The organism is Pontibacter qinzhouensis, from assembly GCF_008017455.1.
Taxonomy (GTDB): domain Bacteria; phylum Bacteroidota; class Bacteroidia; order Cytophagales; family Hymenobacteraceae; genus Pontibacter; species Pontibacter qinzhouensis.
This window is the reverse complement of sequence record NZ_VRTY01000003.1, coordinates 67,994-88,383: the sequence shown is the minus strand read 5'-3', so window position 1 is coordinate 88,383 and position 20,390 is coordinate 67,994. Positions and strand designations below refer to the sequence as shown.

22 protein-coding genes are annotated in these 20,390 nt (G+C 45.5%); 7 read left to right on the top strand and 15 right to left on the bottom strand.

Going from position 1 to position 20,390, the window contains the following annotated elements; genetic code table 11:
• Nucleotides 1-144: 144 nt before the first annotated feature.
• Nucleotides 145-1,530, top strand: a complete 1,386-nt coding sequence (locus tag FVR03_RS01495) for a high affinity choline transporter 1 (RefSeq protein ID WP_147919991.1) — start codon at nt 145-147, stop codon at nt 1,528-1,530.
• 44 nt (nt 1,531-1,574) lie between these two features.
• Here the strand turns inward: FVR03_RS01495 and FVR03_RS01490 are convergent, their stop codons facing one another.
• The 5 genes from FVR03_RS01490 to FVR03_RS01470 all read right to left on the bottom strand — a co-directional run bounded on the left by FVR03_RS01490 (nt 1,575) and on the right by FVR03_RS01470 (nt 8,073).
• A complete protein-coding gene (locus FVR03_RS01490) occupies nt 1,575-2,753 on the bottom strand; it encodes a Gfo/Idh/MocA family protein (RefSeq protein WP_147919990.1) in 1,179 nt (392 codons plus the stop codon).
• Between the two features lie 200 nt (nt 2,754-2,953).
• Nucleotides 2,954-3,556, bottom strand: a complete 603-nt coding sequence (locus tag FVR03_RS01485; RefSeq protein WP_147919989.1) for a hypothetical protein — start codon at nt 3,554-3,556, stop codon at nt 2,954-2,956.
• Between the two features lie 271 nt (nt 3,557-3,827).
• Nucleotides 3,828-4,568: an SRPBCC family protein gene (locus tag FVR03_RS01480; RefSeq protein ID WP_147919988.1), complete on the bottom strand. Its 741-nt coding sequence runs from the start codon at nt 4,566-4,568 to the stop codon at nt 3,828-3,830.
• 386 nt (nt 4,569-4,954) lie between these two features.
• On the bottom strand, nt 4,955-7,228 hold the full coding sequence (locus tag FVR03_RS01475; protein ID WP_147919987.1) for a Tex family protein: 2,274 nt from the start codon (nt 7,226-7,228) through the stop codon (nt 4,955-4,957).
• 254 nt (nt 7,229-7,482) lie between these two features.
• On the bottom strand, nt 7,483-8,073 hold the full coding sequence (locus FVR03_RS01470; RefSeq protein ID WP_147919986.1) for a hypothetical protein: 591 nt from the start codon (nt 8,071-8,073) through the stop codon (nt 7,483-7,485).
• A 534-nt stretch (nt 8,074-8,607) separates the two neighbouring features.
• On the opposite strand from FVR03_RS01470, the gene FVR03_RS01465 reads away from it, so the two are divergent.
• The 6 genes from FVR03_RS01465 to FVR03_RS01440 all read left to right on the top strand — a co-directional run bounded on the left by FVR03_RS01465 (nt 8,608) and on the right by FVR03_RS01440 (nt 14,938).
• A complete protein-coding gene (locus FVR03_RS01465) occupies nt 8,608-10,146 on the top strand; it encodes a hypothetical protein (RefSeq protein WP_147919985.1) in 1,539 nt (512 codons plus the stop codon).
• 625 nt (nt 10,147-10,771) lie between these two features.
• The gene (locus FVR03_RS01460; RefSeq protein ID WP_222707160.1) at nt 10,772-11,020 is read left to right on the top strand and encodes a hypothetical protein; all 249 of its coding nucleotides are present in this window, start codon (nt 10,772-10,774) and stop codon (nt 11,018-11,020) included.
• Nucleotides 11,021-11,313: 293 nt separating this feature from the next.
• Nucleotides 11,314-13,152 carry an LTA synthase family protein gene (locus tag FVR03_RS01455; protein ID WP_147919983.1) on the top strand — a complete coding sequence of 613 codons (1,839 nt, stop codon included), beginning with the start codon at nt 11,314-11,316 and terminating at the stop codon, nt 13,150-13,152.
• A 772-nt stretch (nt 13,153-13,924) separates the two neighbouring features.
• Nucleotides 13,925-14,281, top strand: a complete 357-nt coding sequence (locus FVR03_RS01450) for a hypothetical protein (RefSeq protein WP_147919982.1) — start codon at nt 13,925-13,927, stop codon at nt 14,279-14,281.
• 20 nt (nt 14,282-14,301) lie between these two features.
• Complete coding sequence (locus FVR03_RS01445) at nt 14,302-14,610, top strand: hypothetical protein (protein WP_147919981.1); 309 nt, start codon at nt 14,302-14,304, stop codon at nt 14,608-14,610.
• A 100-nt stretch (nt 14,611-14,710) separates the two neighbouring features.
• A complete protein-coding gene (locus FVR03_RS01440) occupies nt 14,711-14,938 on the top strand; it encodes a helix-turn-helix domain-containing protein (RefSeq protein ID WP_147919980.1) in 228 nt (75 codons plus the stop codon).
• Nucleotides 14,939-14,996: 58 nt separating this feature from the next.
• Here FVR03_RS01440 and FVR03_RS01435 read toward each other — a convergent pair whose 3' ends face one another.
• From FVR03_RS01435 to FVR03_RS01400, 10 genes are all read right to left on the bottom strand, one after another.
• Nucleotides 14,997-15,425, bottom strand: a complete 429-nt coding sequence (locus FVR03_RS01435; protein WP_147919979.1) for a hypothetical protein — start codon at nt 15,423-15,425, stop codon at nt 14,997-14,999.
• A gap of 62 nt (nt 15,426-15,487) precedes the next feature.
• Nucleotides 15,488-15,751, bottom strand: a complete 264-nt coding sequence (locus tag FVR03_RS01430) for a hypothetical protein (RefSeq protein WP_147919978.1) — start codon at nt 15,749-15,751, stop codon at nt 15,488-15,490.
• A complete protein-coding gene (locus FVR03_RS01425) occupies nt 15,741-16,034 on the bottom strand; it encodes a hypothetical protein (RefSeq protein WP_147919977.1) in 294 nt (97 codons plus the stop codon). The genes FVR03_RS01430 and FVR03_RS01425 overlap by 11 nt, the downstream gene beginning before the upstream one ends.
• Nucleotides 16,031-16,471 (bottom strand): N-acetylmuramoyl-L-alanine amidase, encoded by a 441-nt coding sequence (locus FVR03_RS01420; RefSeq protein WP_147919976.1) that lies wholly within the window; start codon nt 16,469-16,471, stop codon nt 16,031-16,033. Before FVR03_RS01420 ends, FVR03_RS01425 begins: the two co-directional genes overlap by 4 nt.
• 4 nt (nt 16,472-16,475) lie before the next feature.
• On the bottom strand, nt 16,476-16,808 hold the full coding sequence (locus tag FVR03_RS01415; RefSeq protein WP_147919975.1) for a hypothetical protein: 333 nt from the start codon (nt 16,806-16,808) through the stop codon (nt 16,476-16,478).
• A 468-nt stretch (nt 16,809-17,276) separates the two neighbouring features.
• Nucleotides 17,277-17,408, bottom strand: coding sequence for a hypothetical protein (locus FVR03_RS24870; RefSeq protein WP_255474000.1), 132 nt, complete (start codon nt 17,406-17,408; stop codon nt 17,277-17,279).
• Nucleotides 17,409-17,437: 29 nt separating this feature from the next.
• Nucleotides 17,438-17,848 carry a hypothetical protein gene (locus FVR03_RS01410; protein WP_147919974.1) on the bottom strand — a complete coding sequence of 137 codons (411 nt, stop codon included), beginning with the start codon at nt 17,846-17,848 and terminating at the stop codon, nt 17,438-17,440.
• Entirely contained in the window at nt 17,845-18,018 is a 174-nt protein-coding gene (locus FVR03_RS24210) for a hypothetical protein (protein ID WP_187270000.1), read from the bottom strand. The genes FVR03_RS01410 and FVR03_RS24210 overlap by 4 nt, the downstream gene beginning before the upstream one ends.
• A complete protein-coding gene (locus tag FVR03_RS01405; RefSeq protein ID WP_147919973.1) occupies nt 18,015-19,391 on the bottom strand; it encodes a hypothetical protein in 1,377 nt (458 codons plus the stop codon). The genes FVR03_RS24210 and FVR03_RS01405 overlap by 4 nt, the downstream gene beginning before the upstream one ends.
• Nucleotides 19,388-20,389: a hypothetical protein gene (locus FVR03_RS01400; RefSeq protein ID WP_147919972.1), complete on the bottom strand. Its 1,002-nt coding sequence runs from the start codon at nt 20,387-20,389 to the stop codon at nt 19,388-19,390. The genes FVR03_RS01405 and FVR03_RS01400 overlap by 4 nt, the downstream gene beginning before the upstream one ends.
• Between the last annotated feature and the right edge of the window lies 1 nt (nt 20,390).

Genomic DNA, 20,390 nt, shown 5'->3' with positions numbered 1-20,390 from the left:
GATGGGTAAGGTTGTGGAGCAGAACTGCTTCTAAGAGGAGTTTTAAGGCGCATACATCGCAACCGATGTAGTTCAGCGGGTAATAAGAGGTTCGTTTCGCAGAAGCCGATTTAATGTTTACTTTAGCGCCAAAATCTGTTCCGGATGCTGGTCTTTTTTATACTGCTTTATCTTCTTTTCACCATAGGTATAGGACTCTGGGCCTCGAGGCGGGTGCACAACACCAAAGATTTTTTACTCGCAGGTCGCCAACTGCCGTTTTATATTTCTACGGCAGTGGTTTTCGCTACCTGGTTTGGCTCCGAAACGCTGCTGGGTGCCTCTTCGGAATTTGCGCAGCACGGACTGCTGGGCGTCATAGAAGATCCGTTTGGTGCTGCTCTTTGCCTGGTGCTGGTAGGGCTGTTTTTTGCCCGGAAACTCTACCGCCTAAACCTGCTCACCATGGGCGATTATTACCGTATCCGGTACGACCGGGTAACAGAGGGTGTGGCAGCAGTTTTTATGGTGATCTCCTACTTTGGCTGGATAGCGGCCCAGATGGTGGCTCTAGGTATTGTGATGAACCAGGTATTCGGAATTTCCACAACAGCGGGTGTTGTGTGTGGCAGCCTGATTGTGGTGGCCTATACTTATTTTGGCGGTATGTGGTCGGTCAGCATCACCGATTTTATGCAAACCATCATGATTATTGCCGGGCTCATCTTTATTACCTACGCCCTTACCCGCCAGGCCAGCCTGCAGGAAGTTACAGCCCAGTTGCCCGCTGATTTTTTCAGGATGACCCCTCCGGACCGCAGTGCAGTAACATGGCTGAATTACGTTGCCCTCTGGATAACTATTGGTTTAGGATCTATTCCACAGCAGGATGTATTTCAGCGGGTTATGTCAGCAAAATCGGAGCGAATTGCTGTCTTATCCTCTCTTAGCGCTGGTGTGCTTTACCTCACGGTGGCGTTTATGCCTTTGTTGCTGGCACTTTATGCGCGTCTCCTGTACCCTGAAATTTTGCAGGAAGATGCACAGCTGTTGGTGCCGGGACTTGTCATGCAGTCGGCTTCGCTCTGGGTGAAGGTTCTTTTCTTTGGTGCCCTGATATCGGCTATTATTAGCACGGCAAGTGGAGCCATACTGGCACCTGCCTCTGTGCTGAGCGAAAACCTGCTCAGGCCCCTGTTGCGGCAGCCCACCGATACACAACTGCTCCAACTCTCCAGGCTGTGTGTTCTCCTGGTTGCAACCATATCCTTAACAATGGCGCTTATGCGCACTAATATTTATGAGCTGGTAAGCGAGTCGTCGGCTTTAAGTTTAGTTTCGCTGTTTGTGCCGCTGGTGGCGGGGCTATACTGGCGCAAAGCCAATGCTGCAGGAGCTATGCTGTCGATGCTCCTGGGAATGGGCATTTGGTTAATTTGTATTGCCTATGGCACAACCATAAACCCGATGCTCTATGGGCTAGCAGGTAGTGTGGCCGGTATGCTGGCAGGCATACTTATTAAAACTAAAGATGCGCCCCAGCTATCATAATAAAAGATATTTACTTATAAAAATAGCTGGGGCGGGATGATATTTCAAGAAAGTTGAAGCGGAATTTTTTTGCCAGTGCGGGCAGCCTCATAAATTGCCTCCATAATTTTTACATCGCGTAAGCCCATCTCGCCGGGTACAATCGAGGGTTTGTTCTGTTTAATGCTCTGGCAGATGCCATCCATTTGCAGGGCTTGCTCAAACACCTGCGGATAATCCATTTTGCCCTCGCTGGTTTCACCGTCTTTGCCGTCGTAGGCATAAGCCGGGCTTACGCGCCACCACCCATTCTCTGCCTCACCCGAGAGCAGGTTCGCCTCTGTGCTGTAGCTGGAGGTGCAGTTAGCCATTACGCCACCCGGAAATTCGAGTTGCCAGCTTATCGATTCCTCTACATTTTTGAAGTAGGCAGGGTTCGTTACTTTGCCAAACTGTGCTGTTACGGCCACCGGGTTTTTGCCCATGGTGTAACATATGCCCTGCACACAGTAAATACCAACGTCCATGAGTGGTCCTCCGCCCGAAAGTTTTTTATCGAGCCGCCATACATCCGGACTCTCTTTAGTCATATCCTGGCTGTTATCGGCTTTCATGCTCTTCACTTTGCCAAACACCTCCTGCTGGCCCAACTCCATCACACGTTTATTATAAGGCTCAAAATAGAGTCGGTACCCGATCGAGAGTGTTACATTGTTCTCTTTACAGGCTTCGATCATGCGCTGGCAATCTGCTGCTGTAATGGCCATTGGTTTTTCGCAGATAACGTGCTTGCCTGCTTTGGCGGCTCTGATCGAGTATTCGGCATGCATGCTGTTGGGCAGCACGATGTAAACAACATCTATGGCCGGGTTGTCTTTTAGCTGATCGAATGTCTCGTAGTTGTAAACGTTTTTGTCTGGTATGCTGTATTCATCCTGCCATTCTTTTACCTTGGAGGGCGTTCCGGTAACGATGCCAGCCAGGTAGCAGTCTTTTGTTTCTTGTAAGGCTGGTGCGAGTTGTTCTTTGCTATATTTACCCAATCCTACTAAGGCTATACCAAGTTTTTTTGCCTCCTTAGCGCTTGCCTCACCCTGGTCAGCAGTTGCTGTTGTGTCGTTTTCGTTGCCAGCCGATTGACAGGAGCTTAAGTTCAGTAAGGGAATTCCTAAGGCGGTTGTGCCAAGCACCATCGTAAACCGCTTCATAAAGTGGCGCCGATCCTGTAAAGATTTTTGAGTCATAGGTTGAGGAGGTTTGATCTAAATTATTTTGAGACATAAAGTTAACTTGTAAAACTCACCTGATTTACCCTTGACAGTTTTAATAGCCTTTTGCTTTTGAAGGCCGATTTTATTAGCATAATTGAGTTGTAGAGCCGGAGCAGGTGCTATAGTTTGTATTGGACTGTTAACGAAGATGCGGTAATGAAACACGTTTGCAGTTACTCCCTTGGCTTCGACACAGAAATAAACTTAGGCGATTCTATGTTGCCGACCGGCGTTTTAACTGTAGGTTTTATCTGAAACGTGAGCGCCTGCCGGATGTCGCCATTGCTGCTCACCAGGTTTACTACCCGCGAAAGGCCTTCATAATTAGGTCGCCCGTCTACCTCTGTCAGTTGCACAGGCGACTGCACCGGAATTCTGTTCAGGCCATCGTGTAAGACCATGGCCTGGTCCATGTTGCCGGTCAGCGCCTCCTGCCCCTCCACCAGTATCAGCCACTTCATGTTGGTAATGGTAAGGGTCTGGTCGCCGGTTGGCTCCCTTAGCGACACATGTAGCAGCATAGTGGCATCTAAGGTTAAGTTGTTTGTAGCAACGGCTGCTAAAAGATCATCACGCTCCTGGTTGCTGAGGCGCCGGCCGGTTCCGGCACGTTCTTCCAGGCTAAGACCGTTTATTTTTACGTTTTCTATACCTTCCAGCCTGTAATCTGCCTCGGTAAAAGCTTTAATGGTTTGCGCCTGCTGGCAAGCTGCCAATAAACATACACTTATTGCACTGAGTAGTCGCTGCACCAATCTGTTACTGCTGCTGATCATGCTATCTCCTTCTATAATTGGTTTACTTTGTGAATAGTGTTGTACTGCCTGTAATATTTCAATTTCTTCTACCAAAATTTGTAGACTGGCTTTACTTACAGAAATGTATGTTAATTTTTTCAGGTAAGACCCTTGGCCGTTTTTTGCCTAAAAACCTTTTGAAGGGCATTTTCATTTAAAAAATTGCACCTTAGCCTTCAGAAGCGGCTAAGGTGCAATAGTGCCTGTTGAGTATAAAAGGCGAAAATTAAAGGTAGAATTCCTGCTACCACTACAGCGTAGCAGAAGGCTCAAAGGTTACCTCGCCAGTCTCGAGCAGGCGCTTGAACCGCCGAATGTCTTTTTCCACCATTTTTTTGAGCATAGGGTTTAGGAGTTTGGCAGCCATGCCTCCCATAGAGCCTGCCGGCGGACGATAAGAAATAGTTACCTGCACAATCGTTTCTTTCCCAGCTGCATCGTCTGAGAATCTCACTTCACCGGCATTGTCTATATCAGCGGCTGGCAAAGACTGCCATGCAATCAGTTCATCCGGCACTTCCTGCACAATGTCTGCATCCCAGTTAATTGTACCGATACCTCCGGGTATACGCGCACTCCACTGCGATCTTTTTGGCCCTAGCTGCCTCACGCTCTCCAGGTGCTCCATAAACGTTGGCAGGTTCTCTAACTGGCGCCAGAACTGGTATACTTCAGAACGAGGCTTGTTAACGGTAACGGTGCGGGTAATCTCCACCGAAATATCTTCGTTTTCTCCGGTGTCGCGACCAATGGCTTTGTTTACCGCGCAGTAGCCGGTGGCGCTACGGTACAGCATAGCACCGCCTGCAGCAGCTAATATTAGGCCAATAAGATTCGGTTTCTTCAGGCCATAATAGGTCAGCAATGTGCCGCCAACTGCCGAGGCAATTCTTTCTGGCTTACTAACATTAATATGGCTGGAGCCAGTGGCTGGTGGTACAATGTGCGTTGTTTGCAGCAATTCTGAAAAGTATTTATTTGAAGTATCCATAGTGTTTCTTTTCTAATGAATACGTGCCGCAGGTACCTAGTTGTTACTTTTTCATATAATTATTCTATAATGAGGCACTTACAGATCATAACCAGCATCATAACTTTCCTGAAATCGATTTTGCATACTTCCGAGAAGCAGGGCACAGGTTCCAACACACAAGTCACAGGGCTTTTTTTATCTTCCTGTTGAAATTAAACAAATCATGTTTTAAAGGCCAAGAGGTTATGTCGTAGTCTATATCATTCTGGCAAATTATTTGAATGAAATATGCCTTCAGAAGGAAAATGATGTGCTTTTTGTCAAGGGTTGATGAAAAACTTGAAAGAAAAAAGCCACTCCATCAGTTTGGAGTGGCTTGTAATAAATGAAGTAAGAGGTTCAGCTTATTTAAACTTTCCTTTGAGCATGGCTAGCTTGGCCTGGAAATCGTTGAGTTCTTCGACCTTCTCTTTTCTGCCGCCACCTTTGTTGCTACCAGGTTTATTGGCTACTCCATTACTTGCCGGGCGGGCTGTAGTTGGTTCACCTTTCATGGAGAGGGAGATGCGTTTACGGGGCACATCTACTTCCATAACAGTTACTTCCACCTTCTGCCCTACCTTCACCACATCATGCGGGTTGGTTACAAAGCGGTCCGAAAGGTGGCTTACGTGTACAAGCCCGTCCTGGTGAACGCCAACATCTACAAAGGCACCAAATGCCGTAATGTTGGTAACGATGCCGGGCAATTTCATGCCTTCGCGCAGGTCTTTTATCTCGTTTACTCCTTCTGTGAAGCTGAAAGCCTCAAATGTTTGGCGAGGATCGCGACCTGGTTTTGCCAGTTCGCTTAGTATGTCCTGTAAAGTTGGCAAACCTACAGCTTCGGTTACGTATTTCTTCAGGTCAATTTGTTTGCGGAGTTCATCGCGTTGCATCAGATCCTTTACTGTAACGCCCAAATCTTTGGCCATTTGCTCCACAATCGGGTAACTCTCGGGGTGAACCGCAGAGGCATCGAGCGGGTTATCGGCATCGCGCAGACGAAGGAAACCAGCCGCTTGCTCAAAGGCCTTGTCGCCGAGGCGCGGCACTTTCTTCAGTTCTGTTCTTGTTTTAAACGGACCGTTCTGGTTCCGATAATCTACAATGTTTTGCGCTAAGGCAGGTCCAAGGCCAGAAACATAGGTCAGTAATTGTTTACTGGCAGTGTTCACCTCTACTCCTACGGCGTTCACGCAACTCATCACCACATCATCAAGCGAGTGTTTTAAGGCTGTTTGGTCCACATCGTGCTGGTACTGGCCTACGCCTATCGATTTAGGGTCTATTTTTACCAGCTCCGCCAGAGGGTCCATGAGGCGACGCCCAATAGATACAGCACCACGTACGGTAATATCCTGATCCGGGAACTCGTTACGGGCTACCTCGGAGGCAGAATAAATGGAGGCTCCACTTTCGTTCACCATCAGCACCTGCACGGTGGCAGGCAAGCCAAGGCTACGCACAAATGTCTCCGTTTCGCGACTGGCTGTTCCGTTCCCGATGGCTACGGCCTCTACCTCGTAGCGGGTTACCAGGTATTTAACAGCCTGACCGGCATCCTGTGCCTTCTGCTGCCCGGTGTGGGGGTAAATGGTTTCGTTGTGCAGCAGTTTACCCTGTTTGTCGAGCACCACAAGCTTGCAACCTGTTCTAAAACCTGGGTCCAGGGCCAGAACAGTTTTCTGCCCGAGCGGAGAAGTTAGCAGCAGCTGCCGCAGGTTATCTGCAAACACCCTGATGGCTTCTTCGTCGGCTCTTTTTTTGGAACTCAGGCGCACCTCAGTCTCCATGCTCAGCTTCAGAAGGCGTTTGTAGCAATCTTTTGCCGCCAGGCGTACCTGCTCCGATGCCGCATTGCTTCCTTTCACGAACATGTCTTCGAGTTTGGCTAGAGCTTCTTCTTCGTCTGGTTGAGCGCTTAGCATCAGCACCATTTCGGTTTCGCCACGGCGCATGGCCAGTATACGGTGCGAAGGTGCTTTTTCAATGGCTTCTTCCCATTCAAAATAGTCTTTGTATTTCTGACCTTCCTCTTCTTTGCCCATCATGACACGGCTCTTGAACACACCTTTCTTTTCGAAAAGCTGCCGCATGGTGGCGCGAGCTTCTACATTCTCGTTCATCCACTCAGCCATTATGTCGCGTGCACCGGCAAGTGCCTCTTCCGCGTCTTTTACTTCTTTTTCTTCTGAAATAAACTGTGTCGCTTCTGCTGCCACATCAAAAGACTCCTGCTCGAACAGGCGCTGGGCCAGTGGTTCCAGGCCTTTTTCACGGGCAATGGTGGCACGGGTTCTTCGCTTTGGCTTGTAAGGCAGGTACAGGTCTTCTAAGGCGGTCATGGTTTCGGCTGCCATCAGTTGCGCCTCCAGTTCAGGTGTCAGTTTTTCCTGCTCCTTTATCGATTTCAGAATACTTTCTCGCCGTTTATCTAACTCACGCAGCTGTTCCAGCCTATCACGAATGGCGGCAACTGCCACCTCATCCAGCGAGCCGGTTGCCTCTTTCCGGTAACGGGAAATAAATGGTACTGTCGCTCCCTCTTCCAGCAGATCTGCCGTAGCCTGCACCTGTTTAATGGTTAGGTTGAGCTCTTTGGCCACTTTTAACAAATGGTCTAAATTCGGTTCCATAATTTAAATAAATGAAAAATCTCTGTTTCGCCTGCGAAAGGCTTTTGTGTTTAGCCTCAGCTTTTTAAAATGCCATTGCGCCTGTTCAGCTGCTTCTTTACAAGGTGCAGCAGGTAGGCCTCTGTATTTACTGAGCCAAATTTAGGATTAATTGCCTTAACCAAAAACTTGCATTTGGTGTTTTTGCTTGTCTGGAGTTCCAGGAGCATTTTAGGAGACTTGCTTAAACAGTAACCAGGTAGCTGAAAGTGGTACTAAAGAAGTGGTTGAGGTTGGGTGTGAGCGGGAGAAAGGGGCAGCCGCTGGAGGAGCATGGTGTCTGGCTGAATGGTAATCTGATTATCGAATATCTGTTCTTTTCTGCTGCAGGTGTTGTGTTCGTAAACCGAGAACTGGAGCCCTTGCCCTGCTACCTTTGGAGAACTGAACACAAAAGTGGCGCAGTCTTTCGATGTAGTTGCCTTTAGCAGGTAGTGGCTAAGTGCATCGTTGTAACAACCCACCAACGTATGCGTGGTCTCGAACTTGGTGCCCATAACTATAAAATAGATTTTCCAGCTGTTGGTGGTTTCATACAGCTGAATGTCGTGCACATAAAAGTCTGCCTCCAGCAGCTTGCGTTGTAACTGGCTTGTCTTTTGATTTTTGTAGAACTTCTGCGTGATGTCAGCTGCCACCTCTGCCGGTATTCTGCCACCACTGGTGCTCACGAACCTGGATAGCATTTCTTTGTTTATGTACCGGTTGTAGATGGTGATGTCCAGTTTGCTGGAGAACAGCAATGGGTCGTTTTTCGGAGTTATGGGTTTTATAGCAGCCGGTGGCGTAAGGACAGGAGTTGACATAATGGGGGCATCAACCGCCAGAGAGGGCTTGCTACTGTTTTGTAGGTGCTTGATCGGAAGCAGTTTCTTTTTGCTACAGCCAAGTGTGCACCATAGAAACAATAAATAAACAGCGTGTATAGCTGCAGTTCTCATGTTAGTTTAGGAATGCCATGGGTTACCTAATTTAAAAGTGAAGTAGTTACTTTTGCACAACTATAAATTTAGTAATAATAAATTAGAATTTAACTACAGAGAAGTCAAATTAATTTTAAGATATCAAAATACTATTTTAAAAGGCTATGTGACTAACTGTCAGGTTAATATATGTCCTTGCATCTTTAAAATGAAAATGCTTTTTGCTATAGGTGGTTAATTGAAAATTTGTTATTTGTATATGAACTTACATTCCACCGGTTAAACACATAAAGGCTAGGCAAACTGAATTATTCCAATAAAATAGCTCTCCAGAAGGTTTTTTTAAGAAAATGTCTCAAGGGTTCAGGAGTTGAATTTTCTTCCTTTTATGTAGATTGCGGCACAAACAAGAGCTGCATGTTTTTTCTTCCTTCTCATAACCGCTTACTTTTGCTGCTGTTCCTGGTGCTGTATGTGGTTTTCCCGACAAGCAACTCATCTTTGGATGCCTACTTTTATGCCGGAGCTGTTAAATATGGCGAGCATCTGTTTTTGCCGCATCACCTGCTCTATAACAGCACGTGCTACCTCCTTACCTTACCGCTTCGCTTACTTGGTGCGGGCGTGGATGTTCTCTCACTTTTAAAAGTCCTAAATGCACTATTCGCGGTACTATGCCTGTGGGTACTGACAAAAATACTACAACAGCTGCAGGTGCCTGCAGCCGCAATTTTTAGTTGGCTACTTGTGGCTGGCGCCTCTTTCGGCGTTTGGCGTTTTGCAACCGAGAACGAAGTGTACCTTCTGCCGCTCATCTTTTCGCTTGGGGCCAGTTACTTGTATGTGCGCTATAGTAGACAACCCAAAAAGGCCTTTTTAGTTGTATCAGGTATACTGGCTGCACTTGCCTGCCTTTACCACCAAGTGCAGTTTTTCTGGTGGCTAGGATTATTGGCAGGGGTACTTTGGCAGTGTAGATCTATCGGAGCTTTTGTAGCCTTTGCCCTGCCTGCCTTACTTGTTCCAGTTGGGTATGTGCTGGTGGTAGTTTTTTACCTGCAGCAGCCCGTGCACCTGCAGCACCTGCTTACGTTTGTTTTTCATGATTTTACAACAGGAAGTGCCGGAACATCTGTTGGCCTCCTGAATTTTACCCTCACCGGCATTAGCCTTGTGCGCACGTTTGTGCAGGTGCATGGCCTGATGTGGCATTTGGTTTCTCAGAGCTGGTTCTGGATTTTACCGGCTATGGTGAGTGGCACACTGGTGGTGTTCGCTTTGTTAAAAGTACCCTTATTTTCTACTGCAACCACTACGGCTTCTGTTCATTCTACCGGTAAAATCCATCTTCTCATCCTGTTACTACACCTGGGGTTTGCCTGGTTTGCGGTAGGTAATGCTGAGTTCATGGTCATGGTTCCATACCTGCTACCACTCGTGCTATGGAACCGGGTTAATGCGGTGGTCATTCGTTATGCAGGGCTGGCGATGCTGGTGTGGAATTTCTGTTATGGCATTTTTCCTGCCTATTACTTCAACCTCTCTACAAGCAAAGAGTTGGCTCAGAGAGTGAAGCAACAGCCAGAAGCCCTTTTTGTGCTGCAGGAGGCTAATGCAGTACGCAATTTGTACTATTATATCTATGGCCTGGAAGATGTGCCAACAGTTCTAAAATCACCGGCTCAGTTGGCTGCTAATCCTGCTGCTTTGGCTGCACTGGCTAACCAACTCCACTCCCACCTGCAAACCAACCCTGAAGTTCCCATCTTAACAGACTGTGTGCAGAAGCAGACGATATTAAATCGCGCTTTTTTTGTAACAGAAGATTTTAACGAGCAGTTCTTTCAACAATTTGGTACAGCAACAGCAGATTCTCTTGCTACTTTTTATGGCAAACACTACCTGCACATTTTAAAAACTAAAGCTGGACAGGCTACTGCAAACCACCTTAAATAACAAGCTACCTATTTAATAGCCTAGCCAGACTGTGCCGTACATTTACATTCCTTCTCTTTCTTCGCTGCCTTTAGCTGCTAAAAATGACTTTAGGGTTGTATGTTACTGGAGGAGCAGCTAAATAGAGCTAACTTTTTCAATTCCTTAAAAAATCCTTATCTACTATTTTTGGAAGCTGAAATTTATGAAATTCGTAATAAAACAGATTGAAAATTAGGCTTTTTTACATGCTTAAAAATTAATAAGGTTTCTTCTTTCAAAATAGTAACATTTTATACAGATGCTCTCGTAAAAGCAGCATGAGAACAGCTCTTCAGACTATAACACCCAAAACTTTTTGAAATTTATTAGCAAAAAGGTTATTTAGGAGTGAATTTAACATAATTAAAAGTTTAGAAATACATCTTAAATATTATATAAATATTTTTGTTTATATTTATCTTTTTCTAAATTTGTATTCCACAACACCCATTTTTGCTTTACATTTGGTAACGTTTGCATACTTTAATTTTTAAAGGAAAAGGGCAGATGGGGTGATACCCGCTTTCGGGTTATGGTAGGTGCATTAAATTAAATTTTATATAATTAGGAGATCAGATAACTTATGCAGACTGCAGAAAAACCTTTGAACGTTGTGGACACGGTACTAAAAGTTACCAGAAACCAAACGGTTAGCGCGGAACCGATCATTAATTTCATGAAAGAAATTAACCCGAGCGACCTGATGGATCATTTAAAGCTGGTGCTGGAGTATGCATCGTGTGGCGTAGTGCATAGAGAATCTGGGAAAACAGATGAGCATATCGGTGAAACGATGTTATTTGTGCATGGGCTGCGTAATGCCATTAAGAAAGCTACCGGAGAAGAAAAATAACATTTTTACCTTCCTTGTCAGGCGGAGCTTCTATCTTAGAGACTCCGCCTGAATATTTATACCCCTACTTCGCTCACTTGCCTGCTGCCAGGAAAGCCATTAATTGTGCACTTATACCTAAAACTGTAGCTTCAGCTATTTACCTCAATTGGTTGCGCCACATGCTGCATTCAACTTTTGCGTCTCGATAACATTGAGAAGCAGAATTAGAATCCTCTTTTCACTATTCAGCCGGAACAGGTATCGCAAACTTTTTCAGAAAGTGGCTTCTTCTAAAGCTGTATATTTGCCTTGTGAAACGAAGAATTTTTTATCAGCCGCTCTATTTTCTGTTCTGGATTATTTACTTTTTTGCTACCAGAGCTATATTTTTACTGTACCACCTGCCGCGCACCAAAACCCTTACCGGAACCGAGCTCTTTACACTGTTCAAAAAAGGTCTCCCGCTTGATGTATCATTTGCCGCCTATTGCTGCTTACTTCCTTTTTTAGCCATTACAATTTCTATGGCTATACCAAGAGTGAAAGTTGGTGGCTTTATCAGGTATTACACGTATGGGCTTATTTTGCTGCTCACCGTTTTGCTGGCAGGCGACCTGGAACTTTACAATTTCTGGGGTTTCCGCCTCGATGCTTCTCCCCTGCAGTACCTCAATACGCCTGCTGAACTTTTGGCCTCTACAGCCATTGCTCCCTGGTTTCTGCTGACTTCCATAACTGCCCTTACCTCTGCCCTGGCAATTTTGCTTTACAGGTTTGTGTTTGATTACCGGCAGTTCCGGCATTATTATTCTAAATTGCTGTTTTCGAGCATTGCTTTTTTATACCTGATTTTTCTGGTAGTACCTATGCGTGGCGGTTTTCAGCAGATACCCATTAACCAGAGCATCGCTTATTTTTCTGATAAGCCTTTTGCCAACCACGCCAGCCTCAACATGCCCTGGAACCTGATGCACTCGCTGCTCAAGTACAACAAGGAAAAAGAAAACCCTTACCAGTATATGCAACTGCAGCAGGCAGAAGCGATGGTAAATGCGCTCTACACGGCCACGCCCGCTGCTGCGGCTCCTGTGTTGGTAAGCCCTACTCCTAATGTTCTTTTTATTGTTTTAGAGAGTTTTACAGGTAAACTGGTAGGTAGTATTGGCGGCGAAGCAGGCGTAACTCCTATCCTCGATCAACTGGCAGCGGAGGGCATTAACTTTACAAATATGTATGCCAGCGGCGACAGGAGCGAAAAAGGCCTGGTTTCTATATTAAGTGGCTACCCGGTTCAGACCACCACCTCTATTATAAAAAACCCCAGAAAGTCTGAAAAGCTGCCGGAGCTGAGCCAGGTGTTTGAGCAGCAGGGTTACAGCACCAGCTTCTATTATGGCGGCGAGCTTGAATTTGCCAACATTAAATCCTATTTGCTTAACGGCGGTTACGACCGGCTCATCAGTAAATCGGAGTTCGACCCGGAGACTTATAATTCGAAATGGGGAGCACACGATCATGTGCTGTTTGAGCGGGTACTAACAGACCTGAAGTCAGAAAAACAACCTTTTTTCTCTACCGTGTTTACACTCAGCAGCCACGAGCCATACGATATTCCCATACCGGCTAAATTTCCGGGAAACGACTTTGCAGCCAAATTCCGCAATTCTGTTTACTATACCGATTGGGCTTTAGGTAAATTTATAGAGGCTGCCAGGCAGGAAGCCTGGTGGCAAAATACCCTGATCGTACTCGTAGCTGACCACGGGCATCCCTTACCGAACGAAGACCAGAACCATGTGCCTTTAAAGTTCCGGATTCCGTTTATTATGACAGGTGGTGCGCTGCAGGTAAAAGGTGAAGAGGTGCATACAATTGGCTCACAAACCGACATTGCAGCTACCCTCCTGCACCAACTCCGCTTACCGGCATCTCAGTTTAACTGGAGCAGAAACCTGCTGGCACCAGGCACCAATCCTTTTGCTTTTTATGTATATAACGATGGATTTGGTTTTGTAACAGAAAAAGGAGTAGTCGTAGTCGATAATATAGGACAAAATATTTTGCTACGCGGCGAAGGTGTGCCAGACGAGCAGGTAGAGCTAGGAAAAGCCTACATGCAGGCTTCTTTTGAAGACTTTATCCGAAAGTAAAAAGTAAAAGTACCCTTGACTAAATTTCCGCCAAAAACCTTTGGAAGGGGCATTATATTAGAATAATTGTGCCATATTGAATGTATTATTCGTCTTTGTCTCTAGGTTCTTGCCCCTGACGCATAATGCGAAGTTAAGTACTAAATGAATACTGGTATTTAGTCCTGATCGCACTGTAATCTGTAAGACTCAGATCAGGCAACTTTATGAATAAACAAATTATGTTTTCGCGAAGCTTAAACTGTGTAGTTCAGTTCCTCCAGATATTTTTCAGTTCCGAAAATCAGCTGAGAACTCCTCCACTCATTCAAAATTAATTTTCGTACCTTTGTGGCTTGTTATGAAAAGAGTTGCATTTTATAGCCTTCCATTGCATAAGTAGTTGATTTTCAGTGTATTGATTCGTGTTTTAGCCTTTTTGAATTTCTTTTCAGGTAAACATTAGGAAAATAATAGCTGATTCCCTGTATCATTCTCCCCACTCTACCCCAAATATAACACTTATCAGATACTTACCCCCATGAAAGACAAGGCTGCTCACCATACCCCATGCAAGTATCCTGTAGAAGATGTTAGGCTCCTGGTTGTAGTAGTTTCTCATGGGTGGGAAACAGAAGGAGACCATGTGTTAGTTCTGCGGCAAATACTGAATTATCAATTTATCTTAATTATTTTGATACATTATATTGTATCTTAAATAATTATCCGTATCTTTATAACATCAGAACAGCAAAACAGAGCGGTGCAGCTCGATAAACTCCGCAGAAAAAACATGAAAGCTCCATTCAACAAATCACAAATCTTCAAAGCAGCCTGGTCACTTGTTAAGACTGCTGGCAAATCTCTTTCTGAAGCTCTTAGAGCAGCTTGGGCTATGGCAAAGCAACCAAAATCAATTGTGGACATTGCAAAAGAAATCATAAACTCTGATTCTTACACAGTATCTCTTTGGGAGAAAGGCGACAAAAAAAGATTATACATCAACGCTCCTTACGAATCAAGAGCTTACGCAAAAGTTGGTTATATTGATCTGAACACAGGCAGAACTTTCTGCGAGGTTCACGAAACCAGAACTTCCAGAGGCAGAGAGTATGCTTCACTTCTTAATAATATTGCAACAGCTATTTAACAATCAAAACTTATATCGTTATGAAACTATACCCTAAAACAGAAGAAATTAAAGGCGATTCAACCTACGCTAAATTCATCAAGCAAAATTTGGAGAAAATTGTAGACATGAAAATAAATATGGATAACCCCCAAAAGGGATATGTATATGTTCATGAAGATGGCCGGTTATTGGAGGGTAACAAGGAACAGTTTGGGCAAAATTCAGCGGCTGATTTCGGGGGGTACTCAAGCACTGAAAAAGACGCGATCAACGAATTGCAATATCTTATTGAAAACGAACCGTTTGGTGAAAATGCCTTTCAAAAACTAAAAAAACATCTACAATAAAAAATCAGGGGAGAAAGAATCTCTACAAACGAAGTAGTAGATGTTTCAATCCTTGTTATAGTGGAACCTCCCCTGATAAAGCAAATATAGAAAAGAAAAGATGAAAGGCAACATAGATAATGCTATCCTGCTGGCTAACCGTTACAAGGTAGGCCAGCAGCTTAAACAAGCAAGAGAAAAAAAAGGTCTAAGCCAAAGGGAGCTTGCAGATATGTTAGGAATCAGGCAGCCAACAGTAACAAGTATTGAGAATGGGGAATGGGCGGCAAGCTTGGATAAGTTATTCCTTTTCTGTCACTTCCTTGAAATTAAGACAATAGAGCTATAAAAAAGCCCACCCCTATAAGGAGCAGGCTTTTCAAGCTATGAATCCAAGGAAATAAAAACTAAAATGGCTTGAACCTCAACAGCAGAATAACCCCTATCACAAGACTGGCTAACCCAAAAAATGCAGTTCTCCACTTCCGTTTTCCGCTGCGTTCCTGGTCACGCTCTGTTTCCAGTATCCGGTACTGACCTTGCAGCAGGTCAACTCTATAGGTATTCTCCTGTGTTACGGTCTTTGTAGTGTTGATATAGCGTATCTCGGTTTCCACATCGGGGCACTTGACTTGTGGCGTGTATCGTATGCCAGTTGTCGGGTTAACGGTTTCGGGACAATCCAGCACGGCACCTGGAATACTTACCACCTTAACTACTGTGTCGGTTTCGGTTACGATGCTTTCCTTGATCTCTCCCAGGTCGGCACAAAGTTCCAGGGCTAGCAGTTTGTGCTTTGGCTTTCGAAGTTCCTCTACTGCCCTCTTGCCGCTCACACACCCTGCTAGTGATACCAGAAAGGTTAGTGCCCATATACATAATATGATGTACCTATGCTTCATTCTACAGGCTCGTAAATTTCTGCAAAGATCTCCGGCTTAACAGGGTAAAATTCGCCTGTTGTTCCTTTCACTATCCAATCACCAACAGAGGCAACATGCTTAACTTGGTTCTTGCTCCCGTCTTCCAATGTCGGAATAATGAGTTCTCTGGTTTGGGTGTCGTAATCTGCATCACGTATACCCATGAACTTTTTAGCTGGTGCCAATTCTCCTGTATATTGGATGGCCTCGATAATTACTGGTTTCTTTCTAAATTTCATGGTCTTCTTCTTCTAGTGCATCGTTTTTCTTTCTCTTTAGTGCAGGGTAGTTACTAGTGGTGAGCTTTGCCAGTGTAGCCCCGAATAAGGCTGCTGAGTACACCATACGTAGAGCGGTCTTGTAACTTTCCGGCACAAACTCATCATGCAGGATAGTAGGTAAGAAGTCGGTTATCATAGCGCAAATACCACCTATGGAAACAAAGATTACGGCTGCGTTACGCCACCAGGTATTAAGCGGCTCCTTCCATCGAAGCCATAATTCTGTGAAAAACTTGTTCATATCTGATTTGCTTTGATTGCGTTCTCAATTGCTTTCCACCAAGGTTTGGCGTTAAAACATGGGCACGCTTTTGCAACTCCGGGGAAGTCCCGGTGCCCTTGGACAATAGCATTAGGGTACTTCTTTTTCCATTCAGCCACAACAGCAGCGAGCGCGTACTTTTGGGCCTCTGTCCGATTATCTAATGCGTTCCCTTTTGCATCTATGCCGCCTATGTAAGAAACATGCAGTGAGTTGTTATTATAGCCTGCAACGCCATTTGTAACCTGATCGTCAGAGGCAAGGGTAACTACGTTTCCGTTAGCCTCAATAATCTTCGCATACCCTGGAGACTTCCATTTAAGGGTATTTCTCCAGTAGCTTTGAATGCTTTCCACCTTTGCGTTCTGAACTGTGGCAGTTGTGTGGATTACGATGTATAGTACGGCTCTTGCCATTGTCTTATTTACCTGGTTTAGGCTGATAGTTGTATCTGATATATTTCAACTCTTCTTCAATATTCAGTAAGCGTCGGTCTGTATTCTGATTGCGTTCTACCTGTGTTTGCTGTGCTGTCTTGATGTCTTGTAGCAGGTCGAATATCTTGGACTGCTGGTTTTTAAGTTCCTGCTTCTCCTTAATTTGGTCGGGCGTTGGTGATTGTGATTCATTCTTAATCCCTCCGATATAGGACACGGCAACTATCTGAACCAGTATGGCAATTACATTAACTACAGTCAGTGGCAGATTAACGCTCTTGCCCGTGCTTTCCCTTATTGTCTCCAAAATATTCATATTGCCAAGTATATAAGCGAGAAATCGGAGAGAGAAAACAAACCGAAATCCAAAGCAAGTTGTACAAATGCCCTATCTGTCCATCGAACAAAAAGAAAATGGCTATTTGGTATAGTGCGAAATACCGTATCCCTTTTACGTAGTATAGTAGGTTTCTAAAGAAGCCTGGGACCGGAATATCCAGCACATGCAGGGTTTTAACAAGCTCGTGTATCACATGCACTAACAACAAGACTATCAACTTAGTGCACAGCTTCCAGCAATAGAACTGAATATCCATTTTAACCCCTTCAGGGTACTTGTGGAATGGGAATATGCTGGTAATATGTAAGTATGTGCTGAATAGGTGTATATCCATATTCAGCACATCATAATTGACATAGCGGAATATCTCGTGAAAGTAGTACAGTACCAACAATAATAACGTGTAGCTTACTACTTTGATCTTAATATTTCGCTGGTCTTTAATCATGGTTTTGACGGTCTGTCCTTCCCTGCTGGCGGGTCGCTTTGCACTGTAACCGGCTGCTCTTTATCGTCGGTAGGCTTCTTAACCTTTACCGGCTTTTCTTTCTTTGGATTCTTCTCTGTTTTACTCATTATTGAAACGTTAAGTTAGGTATAAATTATTAAAAAAGTGATAGTGCGAACCATGTTATTGCTATGGTTAAAATACCTGCTTTCAGGTACATGTTCAGCGTTTCAGGTTTGACTGCCAGTATCTGTGCTATGTCCCGTATCTGTTTATCTGTAGAGGCATTGTAACCCACATAGAAGGGGTGCTTCTTTCGCTTCAGGTTCAACCCTGTATCGAACACTACCCAGAACAAAGCCCCTAATGCAAGCGCTGTAATGCCTGCTCTAAGCGATACCCCAAGCAGCAGGAACGTTGGCACTACCACGGCTAACGCTCTGGCACACCATGCGTACCTGTGCGTTAGATTCTGTCTGCTGCTGTAGGTATGGTTCAGGATAGCGTAACCATCGCGCTGTATTTCCAGGAATGCCAGCAGTAGTGTATAGCATATTAGGAATATCATTTGTTCCTGCTGCTTACATAGCTACCAATAAGGAATATTGCCAGGACTACCAATGCAGCATAGGCAAACGGATCTGCGTCCGGCACTGCGAAGCCTGTTATAATCGCTGCTATTATCGCGCCTAGCACGATCAGGTTAGCGGGCTGTGTGATGTATTTTAGGAAGCTCATAGTTTTCCGATTTTTCTGTTACTGTATCTCTGTTCCCAAGCTTGAATAGCCTTTTGCTCGTCTGCTTTTGTTACCGTAGGAAGGTGCTTGATATTCTTCTGAACCGCCCCTTTCATAACCGAAACATTCAGGTTGTTTTTCCCATGCCATAATGTGCCGATAGTGATGTTATCGAACAGGTTATTATCCATTACTCCTTGTGTAGAACGTTGCGGGTTAGCCCAAATGCCGCTGACATTGTTTCCTATTTCCTCATATCGCTTGCCTGTATCTGTTACCCCTGCCACTAACACCGTGCTGTTTCGCATTGTGATATGGTGCCCTGCTGCCATTCCTAAGCCATAGTTGCCAACGCCTACCAATAGCACATCTTCTACCAGAATGTAAGCAGGTGCCTTGCTATAATCTCCGTCACCATCCGTAATAATGCCGCCGCCTGTGTAGTCTAATTTGGCCTTGCTGCTGTTGAACTCCCTGGTTATGTCGTAGAATGCACCTTCAACCAGCACATCATGTATCCAGATAGGCATGTTAACCAGGCCGCGCGCGTTGTAGATGTTGATATTATCTTCTACGTGCGTTTTGCCATACTTATTTTCAATCCTGATGAATCCTATATCAGTAGGCAACCCATTGTACACATCCGCGATTTGCAGAAAATTAGCCTTAACAAAGCCGCTCCACTTGTTCCTACCCTGAATGTTTTTGGCGTAACAATCCTGAATTACCAGCTTATCGCCTTTGCTGGCATCGCCCCTGAAATTACCCGCTGTTTTCATGAAAGACATGCTTTCGGTCTCGCAGTTGGTAATTATAGCCCTCTTGATATTGTCTGTTGAAAGAAACCGATTTGGGTCAGATGTGTTGTTGCTCCCGTTAGAGCTTTTCCCATCCATCGGCCCCAAGCTAATTCCCCTGCAATTATGCAACTCGTAATTCGAAAAGATGTTACCATTGTGGTTTTTAAGCCCGTGTTCGGTGAAAACAAGATCGCAATTCTCGAAGCGCACTAATTCGTTAGTTCTCAATTCTGCTGCTGAACCAAAAGGGTTAGTGACAATCGAGTCCTTAACAACCATACCGCGTTCTGCGATAATGGCACCAACGTTAATTTTGCCGATAATAGGCGGCTTCGGCACTACAGGCGGTACTACAGGAACAACAGGCTTCTTCAGTTCTGCTATCTCTGCTTGCAGGGCTGTTATGGTACTGTTGGCCTTTGCAAGTGCGTCCGTGGCTGTTTTCAGGCTTTTGTCGCGCTGGGCAAGCGTTTCCTTCAACTGCTGGTTTTCAGAGAGCATTGTTATCACCATTTCTGCTATCTCCTGCTTCGCCTTAAAATGGGCTGATATTTTTTGTGCTAGTTCGCTCATGCTGACCCTTGTATATTTGTTAAACTAACCCTCTTGTAATTGTATGGCTCAAACCGGCCTGCTGAAACAGGCACCGTCGTTCCCTTGAAGTAGATATGCGCTGTCGTTCCCTCAAAGTAGACATTGAGAATACTTAGCAGGTCAGAGGACATATGGTCTGTCAAGTCCCGAACAAACTCCATTGGCCGCAAATCCGCATCCAGTTTGATGATACAAATGTGCTTGGTGCTGCCTGACCGGATGCCAACCGCATAGTTTTGCCCACTGCGCCTGAAAATGCCGCACTGCTCCATGCTGAAAGTATAGCCCGAAGGCATCCCCACGCTCAGCAACGCATCGCTCTGCTCCCTACGTGCCCATGCAATGCCGTCAGGCGAAATAGAATAGTACTGCGCGATTGGGAGAATACTCTTGGTCAGGTGGTGCGCGATGTACTTATCTGGCCCCGCATAAGCCGGGTTTTCGGGGTGTTTCTCCCAAACCCTGCAATAGCCGGTGTGGTTGTCCTGATTAGCTGTTACCAGCCCCAGCACGTACCCCCGATCCGTCCAGGTGGCTTGGTGCAATATGCCTCCGGTTGTGGTGTAGAGCTTCGTCTGCTGAAAGCTGGTGCCAAAGCTTGGTGTTTCCCTATGAGTGTACAAATGCAATAGACCGTTTAGTCCCCGAGCCAGCCACGGTGTTTCGATCTGCTCCCCGATGAACAGCATGCCCCGCTCCACGAACCCCGTAAGGTCGGGCGCGTCGGCCTCCCCCCACCACACCTGCCCCAGCACGTTACGCGGCACCCCGGTGTGGTGATCGGTACTCCACAGGAAGAAATAAGGCTTCGTGGTGGTTATCTCCGGCCAGTCGTAGGATTTGTGCGCCTGTAGCCAGTAGAGCGAGGGTGAGGTGACATCGCTTACGCGCAGGACGGAGTACATCGTGATATCCTCCTGTACAGGGGCGGCAACGGCTGCCGAGCCGCCCAGGGTATGGATAAAGAGGTTAATCATG